This is a genomic window from Sorangium sp. So ce375, assembly GCF_051473855.1.
GTDB lineage: Bacteria > Myxococcota_A > Polyangia > Polyangiales > Polyangiaceae > Sorangium.
In genome coordinates, this window is sequence record NZ_CP150335.1 from 2,768,056 (window position 1) to 2,780,978 (window position 12,923).

The following is a 12,923-nucleotide window of genomic DNA, read 5'->3' on the forward strand; positions in this document are numbered from 1 at the left end:
TCGTCGCGCTCACGATGATTGCATGACGAGCTGCTGTGTCGCCTTGCGCTCGCCGACGATGGCGACGGCCGTCTCGGAGGCGAGCCCCGCCGCGCCCTGCGATGTGCGGCGGATCGTGCCGAGCAGCGCGAACCAGCCATTCTGGCTGCTCGTGAGGGCGCGCTCGCTGATTCCGTCCACGCGGGCCAGCGCCTTGCGCGCGACCCGGAACACGCTGCGATCGACCCCCTCGATCAGGTCGAGTGTGGCGCCGAGCCGCTCTTGCGTCTCGACACGCACGTCCTCGAGGAAGCCGAACCCCGCGCGCACGATCTCTTCGACGACGCCGAGGCCGCCGTCAACCCAGGTGTAGATCAGGCCCTCTTGCGGAATGCTGAGCTTCGCGCGATCGGAACCATTGCTGCCGGCCGCGGCCTGTCCGGAGACGCTCTCGTTCATCTCGAACCCCCTTCCTCAACGGTGGCTGGCAGGCCACTCGCCTGCTGCGAACCCACTATCGACAACCGAGTTCTCGGATGCGTTATCACGGGGCAACAAAGGCGTGAACTCTTTCTTTTGTCGCTTCGTCATCTCGGCGTCCTGCTGAATCCGCTCTCTGTCGAGTGGTCGACGTTGGCGACGCGGTCGACGCGGCCGACGTAAATTCGCTGGAAACCCGCGATATCCGGCCAGCGCGTCGGAGACGTAAGCTGGCGGCCACCAGAAGACCCTTGGTCCTTGGCATGTGGGCCCCGGCTGGGTACGGTCCCGCCGTGCCTCCGAGGCCCACGAAGACCGCGCGATTTTTGAGGGGAATCACCTTGTCCACGCTTCTTGCCGTCTCCTGCGTCTCCGGGGAGCCGCGCGGCGAGGCGCCCCCGGCGCCGCCGCCTGAGCTCTTGGCCTTCAATCTGCAAGACGGCCAGATAGACAACCATTTCTTCCGTCGTGGTCATATCGCCGCCCATGTCTTGACGACGTCGGGAGAGTCGCCGCGGCTCATCGTCGCTTTCCCAGCAGGTAACATGGGAATCGCGGTGTGGTTCGACGCGTTGCCCGCGCCGGTCGAGCTCTCGGTGGAGGGGGACGTCTCCGGCGTAGAGCGCGTGGAGCGCGTGGAGCGGCCCGGCGCCATGCGCGGCGTCTCGGCGCTGCTCGCGAGCACCGCCCCGGCGCTGCGTGTCCATCGGGTCCTCCTCGGGAGCATCCGTACGCTCCGCGACGTGGGGCGCGACGCCGAGGTTCCGGCCTGGCTCGGCAATGACGTGGAGGCCGTGGCCTCGCCGCAGGGGGCGTCGATCGCGGTGCGGCGCGCCACGCTGGACGGCCATCACCTCGAGCTGCTCGTCGAGCCGCAGGACGGCACCACGGCCGCGCTCGGGGGCGACGGTCGGATCGAGCTCTCGGCGGGGCCGAGCGGCCTCCGTGTCCGGGTGACGGCGCTCTCGGACGAGGCGCCGCTCACCCCGGTGCCCCTCGATGAGCTCGTGACGGATCGCGCCGTCGACGACCCGCGCGACCGGCAGGCGCTCGGCTTCCTCGCGTACCGCGAGAAGCTGCTGGCCGGGTCCTGGCGTTTCCTTACGTACTTCGGCCGGGACACCTTGCTCGCGGTAAGGATGCTCCTGCCCGTCCTCAAGCCGGCGGTGGTCGAGGCGGGCATCGGCTCGGTCCTCGATCGGCTGAGCCTGGACGGAGAGGTCGCGCACGAGGAGGAGATCGGCGAGTACGCGGCGCTCTCGCACCTCGCGGCGGGCCAGGCCGAGAGGCTGCGCGAGCCCATCTACGATTACAAGATGATCGACGGCGACTTCCTCCTCGCGCCGGTGGCCGCCGCGTATCTCCTCGACAGCGCGCCCGGCCGGGAGCGCGCGGCGGAGTTCCTGGCGCGCCGGACGCCGGGCGGCGACACGTATGCGGAGGCGCTCGCGCGGAACGTGTCGCTCGTGCTCCACCTCGCCGCCCCGTTCGCCGAGGCGGGGGATCCGAGGGCGCTCGTCGCGCTCAAGGCCGGAGCGTCGGTGGGCGAGTGGCGCGACAGCCACGAGGGGCTCGCGGGCGGCCGGATCCCCTACGACGTGAACGCCGCGCTGGTGCCGGCCGCGCTCCGCGCTTCGGCGCGGCTGCTCGCGAGCCCGCTGCTCGGCGCGGACGAGGAGCGCGCCGGCCGCGCGGAGCGGCTAGCGCGGGCGTGGAAGGACGCCGGCGTGTTCTTCCGGGTGGAGCTGCCGGAGGACGAGGCCAGGCGGCGCGTGGCGTCCTATGCGGAGTCGCTGGGCATCGACGCGGCGCCGGCGCTCGAGTCGCTCTCGGGGATGCTCTCGTTTCCCGCCGTCGCGCTCGACGGGGCGGGGAAGCCGATCCCCATCATGCATTCCGACGACAGCTTCGTCCTCCTGTTCACCGAGCCGTCGCCCGCGGCGCTGGAGGAGATCGCGGGCCGCCTGATCCGCCCGTTCCCGGCCGGCCTGCGGACGCCGGTCGGGATCCTTGTCGCGAACCCCGCGTTCGCGCCGGACCCGGCGATGCGGAGGGACTTCACGTCGGCCCATTACCACGGGACGGTCACGTGGTCGTGGCAGCAGGCGATGCTCGCCGCGGGCGTCGACCGGCAGCTCGGCCGCGGCGATCTCCCGCCCCGCGCGCGGGGCGCGCTGGAGCGGGCGCGGCGCGCGCTCTGGGAGGTGATCGAGGCGACGCGAGAGGCGAGCACGCGGGAGCTCTGGAGCTGGGCCTTCGAGGGCGGCTGTTACAAGCTGGTCCCCTTCGGCGCGGAGCGAGCGCACCACGACGAGTCGAACGCCGTGCAGCTCTGGAGCACGGTGTACCTCGCGGTACGCCCCTGACGAATCGCCTCACTTCATTGCATTGTCAGCAGGGAATTGAACAGGGAACGGTGAGACAGGGAGATTGATGAAATCTCACTCTCCGTCTCCCCGCCTCCCTGTGAATTTTTCCGAATGATTCGAGGTGATGCTTCAGGGTATGCCCTGTGCCGTGCGGCGGATTTCGCTCAGGTCTTCGCGCCGGCGATCAAGTCCATCAGCGCTCGCCGCTCCCCGCCTGGATCAGTCCCTTCGTTCCCCCCCAGCTCGACATCCGGCCGGATCCCCGTCGCGTGGATCGGCTCTCCGCCCGGCAGGACCATCATCGCCGCCGGCGCGAGCACCGGAGCGTGGTCCTCTGGATCCGCCACGACCTTCAGCGCCGTCCCCTTCCCGTACGTGCGTTCCCCCGCCACGACCGCCCTCCCGTGCCACTGGAGGCAGCCGGCGAAGAGCTCCGCCGCGGACGCCGTCCCGCGATCCACAAGGATCCAGAGCGGCACGCGGCACGGGTTCCGGTGGCTCGACCGGTACACGATCTCGTCGCCGTCCGCGTCGATCGCCCGCCCGACGACGCTCCCCGGCTCCAGGAAGTCGCCCGCGAGCTCGAAGGACGCCGTGAGCTCTCCTCCGGGGTTGTCGCGCAGATCGAGCATGAGCGTCGCCAGCCCTTCCGCCGCGAGCGCGCCGATCGCCGTGTGGACCCGGGCCGGCACGTCCAGCGAGAAGCGGCGGATCCGCAGGTAGCCGACCCCCTGCCCGAGCCAGGCGCTCTCGACGGGCGACGCGCCCCCGCACGGATGGAGCGACGCGCCCAGCGCGCCCAGGTCCGCCAGGGGCGAGGCGCCGGCGGCCCCGGCCGATCGCGCGCCGCCCGCGCTCCTCACGTCGCGCGTGGCGCCGCCGTCGCTTCCCCCGTTGTACCCGTAGAGAGTGTTGTCCAAGCTCGGCACCACCTGCGCGCCGAGGGGGCAATTGCAGTTGTTGCCCATCCTCGGGCTCAGGAGCGACGTGCCGGGGAGGCCGTTGATGCGCGTCGTGGGGCTCCCGATCGTGTGCCGCCCTTGCCCCATGAACGTCGGGTGGAGCGTGCCGAGCTGATCGCCCTGCGTGATGGGCGAGACGGACGCCATGTTCAGCGCCGGCAACATCGAGAGCCACACGTTGAACGAGAACGGGAACATCGTCGCGTTCGGGTGAAAATCGGGGAAGGGGTACGGCCCGAGCATGGGCGACAGGCACACGTCCGGAAGGCCGAAGCTCAGGCCGGCCCCCTTGTTGTTCGCAATGAACATCGCGGCGGCCTCCTATCCCAAGAGGATCTGCTTGCCGTTCACCGTGACCGTCTCCTCGGTCAGGATCGTGGCGTTCTTCGCCTTGGTGAACGACGTCTTCTCCACCACCGTGTGCGACTCGCTCGCCTGGACGCTCAGCAGGGCGCTCACCCGCTGGACCACCGAGGTGAACCTCTGGACCACGGCGTCGGCCACCATCCGGATCTTGCCGGCCTGCACCTCGAGCTCCGGCCCCCGGATCTCGACCCCCTTGTCGCCGCACAGCGAGAGCGCGCCCTCCCTGGCGTGCAGCGCCACGTCCCCCTGGAGCGACAGGACCGTCTGCCCCCGCCCGTGGAGCACGCCGATGGCGTAGTAGCGCTCCTCCCGCCCGATGACGAGCAGCGTGTCCTCCAGGGCAGGCGTGTAAGGCAGCGCGAGCGCCATCTCGACCGCGACAGGCTGGCCGCCCGGCAGCTCCACCGTGATCGCGCCCCCCTCCGCCGCGGTGACACGGCCCGGCCCCAGGTACTCCCCCGGCAGCGCCGCGGCCTTGCCCTGGCTCCCTCCGTCGGCCCTCGCCAGGCCGATCCGGGGCAGGTCCGCGGCGCCGCTCGCGCGCGCGGCGGGCCCCTGGCTCACCGGCGCAGCCGCCAGCAAAGCCGCCGCGCGATCGCTCTCCTTCATGGCTCCCATCGACATGGCTCCTCCTCTACGAGCGCCGCTCCGGCGGCATCCAGGCCTCGGCCTCCAGCCGATCCACGTCCGTGCGCCTCGCCGTGGCGAGGTTCGCGTCGAGATAGCGCGTCTTCTCGTCGCGGACATGGTGCAGGTTCGCCCAGAACAGGTCCGCGCCCGAGAAGTCGGCGCCGGAGATGTCCGCGTGCGAGAGGTCCGCGTGGTGCAACTTGACGCCCACGAACAGCGCCTCGGCCGCGCGGGCCTCGGTGAACAGCGTCTCCCGCAGATCGGCCCCCGCGAGGTTCGCCCCCGACAGATCGGCCTTCACGAAGATCGCGTTGCGGAGCATCGCCTGCTTCAGCACGGCGCCGGCGAGGACGCTCTCGCCGAAGAACGCGGCCTTCGCGTTGGCGCCCGACAGGGTGGCGTGCCGCAGGTTCGCCTCCTTGAAGTTCGCGTTGGTCAGGATGGCGCCCTCGAGCCGCACGCGCTCCAGGTTGCATTTCGTGAAATCGCTGTTCGAGAAGTTGCACCCCGAGAGGTCCATCCCCGAGAGGTCGCCGAGCGCGAAGAAGCACCGGGAGATGCTCAGCCCGGAGAGCGACGCGCGGGTCAGATCCACGCCCGAGAAATCGACGCAATCGAAGATCGCCTTCTCGAAGGTGATGCCCTCCACGCGCGCGCTCCTCAGCGAGGTCTGCGACACGAGCGCGCGGGTCAGGTCCGCGCCGCTCAGATCGGCCCCCTCCAGGATGCACCGCACGAGCCTCGACCCGGACAGCCTGGCGCCCGAGAGATCGGCCCCGGTGAAGACCACCATCTCGAGGTCCTTGCCCGACAGGTCCGCGCCCGGCAGCCGCGCCTTGTGAAGCATGCACGACCTCAGCACCGCGCCCCGGAAGTCCGCGCCGGTGAGATCGCAGCCCGCGAGCGACGTCTGGTCGAGCGTCGCGCCCCGGAAGCTCGCGCCCCGGAGGTCCGTGCCCTGGAGCGACGACAGCGTGAGGTTCGCGTTCTCGAAGCTCACCCCGGCGAAGTCCATCCCCTCCAGCGCCGCGCCCGCGAGATCCGCCCCGGAGAGGTCCGGCTGGCCGAGGCGCGCGCCGTCGAACACCACCTTCGTCAGCTTCTTCGGGAGCACCACCTCCCGGAGATCGGCCTTCAGGAACACCACCGTGTCGATCTCGGCGCCCGACAGATCGGCCCGCCGGAGGTTCGCCTCCGCGAACGACGACCCCTCGATCCGCGCCTGCGCGAGCGAGGCGCCCGACAGGTCCGCCCTCGTGAACGAGCAGCGCGAGATCGTCGCGCCGTCGAGCGAGGCGCCCGACAGATCGGCGAGGTCCAGCCGCGCGTTCGCCAGCGTCGCCCCGGGCAGCTGCGCCCCCGCGAGCCTCGACTCGGCCAGGTTGGCCCCCTCGATCCGCGCGCCGCTCAGAACGGCGCCGCCCAGCTGGCCCCGGACCATGCGGACCCCGGTGAGGTTCGCGCCCGAGAGGTTCGCGCCGGAGAGATCGCTCTGGGCGACGGCGGCCCCTTCCAGATCGGCGCCCGACAGGTCCGCCCCGCGGAGCCCGCACCACGCGATCTGGGCCCCGCGGAGGTCGGCCCCCGAGAGATCCGCGCCCTCGAGCGCCAGCCGGCCGAGCTTCGCGCCGCGGAGCCGCGCCTTGCGGAGGTCGGCCCCCCGCAGATCCATGTCACCGAGCGCCCTGCCTTCGAGCGGCTCGCCCGCCTGCACAAGCGCCCTCAGCTCGTCCGGGGTCATCGATCCCGCTCCAGCGTCGACCGCTTCAGGTTCGCCCCCCTGAAATCGCAGCCGGAGCCCGCGGTCTGGTAGAATTTTGCATCGTAGAGGTTCGCGTCGACGAACTTCGCCTCCGGGACGAGCGCCTTGTGCAGGTCCGCGTCGAAGAGGTTGGCCCGCGTGAAATCGGCCCGCGTGAGGTTCGTCCGGTAGAACCGGGCGCCGCGCGCGTTGGCTCCGAAGAAGCTCGCCCCCTCGGCCGTGGCCTCCGTGAAGTGGGCGCTCGTCAGCAAGGCGTGGCCCAGGTCTGCGCCGGAGAGGTTCGCTCCCAGCCAGATGCTCCCGTCGCCGCGCACGCCCGTGAAGACCGCCTTCTGCAGGTCCGAGGCGGAGAAGCTCGTGCCGGTGAGGGTGGCGCCGGCGAACGTGGCCGAGGCCGCGCTGGCCTTGGACACGAACGACCGCGTGAGCGAGGCGTTCGACAGGTCCGCGCGCTCGAGCACGGCGCCCTCCAGGTACGCCGTCGCCCACCTGGCACCCCTCGCGGCGGCGCCGGTCATGTCCGCCCGCGAGAGGACGAGCTGCGTCCCCTGGGAGTCCGAGAGATCGGCCCCCTGGAGCCGCGCGCCGTCGAACGAGGTGCCGTCCAGCGTCGCGCCGCGGAAGACGGCGCGCTCCGCCCATGCGCTCTGCAGCGTCGCGAGGCTCAGGTCCGCCCCGGTGAGGTCCGCGTCCCTCAGATCGGCGCCGAACAGCACGGCCTTCTTCAGCGTCGCGCGCGCGAGCTTCGCCCCGCGGAGGTTCGCTCCCGTGAGCAGGGCGCCGTTCAGGTTCGCGCCGGTCAGGTCGCGGCCGCTCAGGTCCTGCTCGGAGAGATCCTGGTCGGAGAGGTCGCTGCCCGGCCCGAGCTGCCCCGGCGCGCGGGGCGGGGCCGTGGAGAGGCCCATCGACGAGAGCGCCGGATCGGCGGCGAGCTTGTCCCACGCCGCGAGCGCCGGGACCTGGGCCCCGCGGGCGGTCGCGAGCGCCTTCGCCTCCTCGACCGCCCGCGCGACCCGCCGGAACGCCGTCCGGAGCGTCGCATCCGTCACCGAGGGCGACGCGCCGACGATCGGCGGCGGCAGGGCCTGCGATGCCTTCGGCAGGTTGCGCAGCGCCTCCGCGATGACGCTGCCGAGGACCTTCCCCCCCGGCAACGCGACGCCCGCGAGCCCCGCCATCGCCCGGCGGATCTTGTCCTGCTGCGGCGTGGCGGCGCCTCCGAGCCGCGCCTTGAGCAGCGCCGACAGCGGGTCGAGCCCCGACGCGTCGGGCGGCGCCGCGTCGTCGCCCTTCCGCTGCAAGGCCTGCAGCGCCTTCCACTCCTCCTTGAGCTCGGGCGAGAGCCGCTCCTCGATCTCGAGCGGATCGGCCTCGAACCGCGCGAGGATCTCCCGGTAGTGCGCCTCCGGCAGCGACGGCCCGTCGAGCGGCTCGGAGGCGATGAGCGTGGTGACGATCGAGACGTCGTCGTCCGTCACCTCCGTGAGGCCTCGCCAGGTGAGGAACAGGGCCTCCTTGTCCAGGTCCGCGAGCAGCGTGTCGAGGTGCATCGGCACCTCCCGGAACCCGCGGTCCGCGTCGTTCACGAAGGCGCGGATCCGGAGCCCCGGCAGCCGCGACCGGAAGACCTCCGCGTCCGGGTGGAGGTTCTGGAACAGGAGCTCCTCGTCGCCGCGCAGGTAGGGGAGCCACTGGTCGGGCGGCGCCGCGTTGAAGTAGGTCCAGTCGAAATCTTCGGCGTAATACGGCGCCCGCTGCTCGCGGTACGACTTGCCGTACTTCTTCCCGAGCCGGGCGCGCCGGTCGGGCCGGTTGGGCGACAGGGGCCCGAAGCCCGCGGGGGCAGGCCGATCCGAGCGCGACAGCAGGAGGTCGTCCGCGTTCTCGACGTTGGGCAGCTCGCGCGTCCCGTGGCCCCTGCCCACCGGGTTCAGCGGGTGCTCTGGCCCTCCGAAGCTGCGCCGATCGCCGAGGGGCATCCGGTCGAACGGGACCGGATCGCTCATGGCGGGCCCGAGCAGGCCATCCATCCACACGCGATCGCCGACCACGCGGAGGATCTTGGACCAGGACCCGACGCCGAACCGCACAGGGCACTCGGTCATGCGCGCCTTGCCCGGCGTGTGGCACGTGCCGAGCAAAAAGACGTCCGCGTGGGGCTTGTAGTCCGCGAGATCGCTCGGATACAGGCACTCGCCCGTCTGGTCGTGGTCGTCGTCGTGGAACAGGTCGCCCCGGAGCGTCTCCTGCGCGAGCACCGGGTGGCCTTCGGGCAGGGAGAGCGGCGCTCCGGGCCTGAGCGTGAACTTCGCTCGGACGATCAGGGTCGCCTCCGGCTGCGGGGGCCTCCGCGAGGTGAGCTTGCTGCCGAAGAGGAAAGGGGTGAGGTTCTTGTTCGCCATCCGTCGGGTTCGCTGCGCTTGCGCGTCACACCATGAGGTGGACCGCCGCGATGTTCGTGCGGACGGGCGCGGTCTTTGTCAGGTTCAGGAACAACTGCTGCACGGCCGGCGCCATCTCGAGCGAGGGGCCCACGCTGCCCTCGAGCGTCGCCGTGACGCTGACGGACGCCTCCAGGCCGATCGTCACGGTCGCCGTGCCCCCGACCGAGAGGGTCGCCTCCGCGCCGACCGTCGCCTCGACCATCGCCCCCAGGACGACCTCGTTCACCATGCCGAGGTTGATCGTGGTCTCGAGCCCGTCGACCACGGTCTTGCTGTTGCCCTTCGTGTAGGAGTCGGCGTCCCCGTACATCTCGTCTTTTGTGTCGGCGCGGGTCTCGGAGATGATCTTGCTCGCCTTCGTGGTGTTCTTGATGATGTCGGCCTCGGTCGCGTCCTCCATGGTGCCCTCGACCGTGGTGGACGACGAGATCGACCCGGCCTTCATCGAGGAGCGCGACGCTCCCTCGACGGTCGTCTCGTCCGTCGTCGTCTTGACGCGCGTCTTCGATACCATCTCTTTCGCCCAGGTCTCCCTGGAGATCGAGGGCACTGGCAGCTTCGCCGAGCCGGTGTAGGACGCGATGCTCTTCGCCCATGTCCTGTCGACGACCGTGGGGTTCTCCGTCATCACCTCCGGGTAGTCCTTGATCGGGGACGGCGCGTTCTCGTCCCCGGTGACGCTCTCGAGCCGGCTGCCATAATGGAACTCGGTAGCATCGCCGTGGAAGGTGGTGTGGACCTCGCCCTTCACGGTCGCCTCGCGGATCCTCCTCTGGCCGCGGGGCCCCTGCACGAAGTCGATATCGCTCTTTCCGTAGAAGGTGATGCCGCCTTCCTTGACCCGCCCGTCCTCCACCTCGGTGCTGGCCTCGAACTGCCGGCGGCCGAGGACCTTCATGCTGTAGGTCCCCCCGATGACCTCGACCTTGTCGCCTCGGGTCGTCGTGATCCGGTTGCCGTCGGTGTGATCTCGCCAGGTGTGGTCGTCGTCCGCGGTCGCGCCGATGCGCAAGAAGGACGACATGCCGCCGTCGAACTCGGGCACGTGCAGGATACCGTATTTGCCTTCTCCGGCCATGGGGGCTCCGTATCCGGTGGGGAGCGGGGCGTGGCGCTCCCCGCTCGGGCCTCAGAAGAAGAGGTGCATCGGCGAGACGTTCGTGTCGGTGAGCGCGAGCTCCGTCTTGCTCGTGTGGATCTCGGTGCTCGACGTCCCGAGCTCCACCTTGGGGCCGACGGAGAGCGAGACGCTCGCGGTCATGCTGAGCTCCACCTTGGGGCCGACGGTCAGCTCGACCGTGCCCCCGACCGTGCAGGTCGCCTCCCCGCCGAGCGTCGCCTCGACCATCGCCCCCAGGACGACCTCGGTCACCAGGTCGTAGTTGATCGTGGTCTCGATCCCATCGACAACGGTCTTGCTGTCGCCCTTCGTGTAGGAGTCGGCGTCGCCGTACATCTCGTCCTTTGTGTCGGCGCGGGTCTCGGAGATGATCTTGCTCGCCTTCGTCTTGCTCTTGATGATGTCGGCCTCGGTCGCGTCCTCCATGGTGCCCTTGACCGTGGTGGACGACGAGATCGACCCGGCCTTCATGGTGGAGGTCGACGCCTCCTTCACGATCGTGTCGTCGGTCATCGACGTGGCGTTTGTCTTCGACACCATCGTCTCTGCCCAGGTCTCGTCCGTGATGATGGGGATCGGCAGCTTCTCCGAGCCGGTATAGGACGCGATGCTCTTCGCCCACGTCCTGTCGACGATCGTCGGGTTCTCCGTCGGGATCGACTGGGGCGAGGGCGGGTTCGAGTCGTCGATGCAGTCGTCGGTGACCACCAGCGTGGGGAACGTGTCGGTCCCGGTCTGGCTCTCCTTGCGCTTGCCGTAGTAGAAGTCGTAGACATCGCCGTGGTAGGTGGTGTGCACCTCGCCCTTGACGGTCGTCTCGACGACCTTCCACGTCCCGCCGTAGTTCTGCACCCACTCGATGGTGGTGCTGCCGCCGAAGGTCTCGCTGACCTCGGTGATGTGTCCTCCCGAGATGTCCCAGCCCGCCTGGTGCTCGCCGTTGCCGAGGATGAGCAGGCGGTAATTGCCCCCGATCACCTCGACCTTGTCGCCCTTGGTCGTCGAGATCCGGTTGCCGTCCGAGTGATCGCGCCAGCCGCCCTTCGTGTGCAGCTTCGCGGTCTCGGCCTTTCGCTCGCCCACAGGCACGAAATCGGGCGAGCCGTCCCGCTTGCGGTCGTCGTCGGTGAACGTCTGAATCCGCTCGGCGAGATCGTCACCCGCGCTCTCGCCGAGCGGCGCGGCGGTCCCGAGGCGCAGATAGGAAGGCTGTCCGCCGTTCAGATCCGGTACTTCGAGTAGAGCGAACTTGCCTTCGGGCACTGGAGCCTCCGAGCGTGATGGACGACGCATGGCGTCGCCGTGCGGCGGACGTCACAATCCTATGTCAGGGGGAGCCGCCCGTCCACGCCGAACCGCTCGCCGCGGTCGTCCCGCTGGAGCGCGCGGCTCACGGGGCCGCGTGGCTCAAGAGGCCTCGGCGGGGCGCTGCTCCGCCGACTCGGGGGCTTGACGCGCGATGGCCCAGACGAACTCCGGGAGGAGCGCGAGGGAGTGCGGGTCCTGCGAGACGCCGATGAGGCCGCTGATGAAATCCATGGAGTGCTCCTGCCTGCTCCCGTCGATGAAGCGCAGCTGGGCGCTGGTCAGGCCCGGCGGCAGCTCGGCGAGCCCGGGACCCTGCGGGTTCCCGAGGCCCCCGAGCGCGTCGCTCCGGGCCTCCGCCGCTAGCCATCGCTCGTGCCAGGTATCGAGATAGGGATTCGGGGCGAAGTAGTCGTTGGGCCAGGCGCGCAGGTAGGGAAACAGCACGTGGATCCACCCGGTCAGCTCGTCGGCCGCGTTCTCGTACCTGAAGAACGCGCGCCAGAACATCGTGTCGGCGCGCCCCTCGGCCGAGGCGGCGATCTGGTCGAGCACGGGCAGGAGCGCGCGGGTCCAGCGATCTTGCCCGACGGAGCCGAGCATCGCCACGCGCTGGCGCACCCAGCGCCAGTCGTCGGACGTGCCGAGCAGGTACACGCGCGGGATCCCGCGCTGCGGGAACACCATATCGCCCGGGAACGGCGGCTCCCACTCGTAGTGCGGCGCGAGCGGGGTCGCGACCGTGAGCTCCGACGACACCCGCTCGACCGGCCCCGTGGTGGAGAAATTGGAAGTCACGAGGTCCCGCAGCGAGCCGACCCGCGCCGAAACCTGGCTGGAAAAGTCCGGAAACAAGGCTGGCCACGGGTTCACCTCGCCGAGGGTGAAGTCCGGGCGATCGACGACGATCTCGAACTCGTGATCGTCGGGGAGGAAGCGGCGCCGGTGCTCGTCGTTCGCGGCGAGGTGGAACGTGAAGCCGCGCGCCAGGCAGAGCCAGACCACGTCGGGCGAGAGCACGAGGGGATAGCGCTGGGTGAAGGCGGTATAGGCGGCCTGGACGAGCGGGTGGAGGTCCGTGCGCCCCACGAGCGGCAAGCGGTGGCGGTAGGAGGCCTCGATCGGCGAGACCAGCAGGCTCTGCACCGCGGCCTCGCTATCGAATCCGGGCAACGGCGCCGTCGCGGGCTCGACATCGGCAACGGCGATCGTCGTGACGTTCATGAGACCTCGTCCTCCTGGTCCTGCGGGGCGCCGTGGTGATCGGACGCTGTCCTTTCGTACACGAGGGCGCCGCGCGAGACAACCTGCGGCGTCGCGCCGCGCACCTCGGTAGCGCGGCGTGGCGCGGCGTCGAACGGCTGGGCCCGGGGGCGCCGCGTCGCTCCGGTTTCTGACCGGGTTCTGCCCGGCGGGAGCGCCGGCGCTTGGCAACGCTTGGCAACGCACGTTTTTCGAGGCAACCATTGGCGATGCGGCGTGTTCGGTCGTTCTCGCGGACCTCTG

Annotated in this window: 9 protein-coding genes; 1 reads left to right on the forward strand and 8 read right to left on the reverse strand. The window is 70.4% G+C overall.

The genetic code is table 11. The features are described from left to right. Positions 1 to 9: 9 nt before the first annotated feature. Complete coding sequence (locus tag WME90_RS10615; protein WP_437280973.1) at positions 10 to 438, reverse strand: hypothetical protein; 429 nt, start codon at positions 436 to 438, stop codon at positions 10 to 12. Between the two features lie 362 nt (positions 439 to 800). On the opposite strand from WME90_RS10615, the gene WME90_RS10620 reads away from it, so the two are divergent. Next, entirely contained in the window at positions 801 to 2,825 is a 2,025-nt protein-coding gene (locus WME90_RS10620) for a hypothetical protein (protein ID WP_437280974.1), read from the forward strand. A 167-nt stretch (positions 2,826 to 2,992) separates the two neighbouring features. On the opposite strand, the gene WME90_RS10625 is transcribed toward WME90_RS10620, so the two are convergent. The 7 genes from WME90_RS10625 to WME90_RS10655 all read right to left on the reverse strand — a co-directional run bounded on the left by WME90_RS10625 (position 2,993) and on the right by WME90_RS10655 (position 12,641). Continuing rightward, positions 2,993 to 4,099, reverse strand: coding sequence for a S41 family peptidase (locus WME90_RS10625; RefSeq protein ID WP_437280975.1), 1,107 nt, complete (start codon positions 4,097 to 4,099; stop codon positions 2,993 to 2,995). A 12-nt stretch (positions 4,100 to 4,111) separates the two neighbouring features. Beyond that, positions 4,112 to 4,780 (reverse strand): DUF3540 domain-containing protein, encoded by a 669-nt coding sequence (locus tag WME90_RS10630; protein ID WP_437280976.1) that lies wholly within the window; start codon positions 4,778 to 4,780, stop codon positions 4,112 to 4,114. 10 nt (positions 4,781 to 4,790) lie between these two features. After that, on the reverse strand, positions 4,791 to 6,527 hold the full coding sequence (locus WME90_RS10635) for a pentapeptide repeat-containing protein (protein WP_437280977.1): 1,737 nt from the start codon (positions 6,525 to 6,527) through the stop codon (positions 4,791 to 4,793). Then, a complete protein-coding gene (locus WME90_RS10640; RefSeq protein ID WP_437280978.1) occupies positions 6,524 to 8,950 on the reverse strand; it encodes a DUF2169 domain-containing protein in 2,427 nt (808 codons plus the stop codon). Before WME90_RS10640 ends, WME90_RS10635 begins: the two co-directional genes overlap by 4 nt. A 25-nt stretch (positions 8,951 to 8,975) precedes the next feature. Then, positions 8,976 to 10,070 carry a hypothetical protein gene (locus WME90_RS10645; RefSeq protein ID WP_437280979.1) on the reverse strand — a complete coding sequence of 365 codons (1,095 nt, stop codon included), beginning with the start codon at positions 10,068 to 10,070 and terminating at the stop codon, positions 8,976 to 8,978. Positions 10,071 to 10,121: 51 nt separating this feature from the next. Then, entirely contained in the window at positions 10,122 to 11,375 is a 1,254-nt protein-coding gene (locus tag WME90_RS10650; RefSeq protein ID WP_437280980.1) for a hypothetical protein, read from the reverse strand. Between the two features lie 144 nt (positions 11,376 to 11,519). After that, positions 11,520 to 12,641 carry a DUF4419 domain-containing protein gene (locus tag WME90_RS10655; RefSeq protein ID WP_437280981.1) on the reverse strand — a complete coding sequence of 374 codons (1,122 nt, stop codon included), beginning with the start codon at positions 12,639 to 12,641 and terminating at the stop codon, positions 11,520 to 11,522. Positions 12,642 to 12,923 lie beyond the last annotated feature (282 nt).

What these genes read in the sequence shown, in the direction of transcription:
- WME90_RS10615 (WP_437280973.1), bottom strand. Translation starts at nt 438, where the DNA reads ATGAACGAGAGCGTCTCCGGACAGGCCGCGGCCGGCAGCAATGGTTCC.
- WME90_RS10625 (WP_437280975.1), bottom strand. Translation starts at nt 4,099, where the DNA reads ATGTTCATTGCGAACAACAAGGGGGCCGGCCTGAGCTTCGGCCTTCCG.
- WME90_RS10630 (WP_437280976.1), bottom strand. Translation starts at nt 4,780, where the DNA reads ATGTCGATGGGAGCCATGAAGGAGAGCGATCGCGCGGCGGCTTTGCTG.
- WME90_RS10635 (WP_437280977.1), bottom strand. Translation starts at nt 6,527, where the DNA reads ATGACCCCGGACGAGCTGAGGGCGCTTGTGCAGGCGGGCGAGCCGCTC.
- WME90_RS10640 (WP_437280978.1), bottom strand. Translation starts at nt 8,950, where the DNA reads ATGGCGAACAAGAACCTCACCCCTTTCCTCTTCGGCAGCAAGCTCACC.
- WME90_RS10645 (WP_437280979.1), bottom strand. Translation starts at nt 10,070, where the DNA reads ATGGCCGGAGAAGGCAAATACGGTATCCTGCACGTGCCCGAGTTCGAC.
- WME90_RS10655 (WP_437280981.1), bottom strand. Translation starts at nt 12,641, where the DNA reads ATGAACGTCACGACGATCGCCGTTGCCGATGTCGAGCCCGCGACGGCG.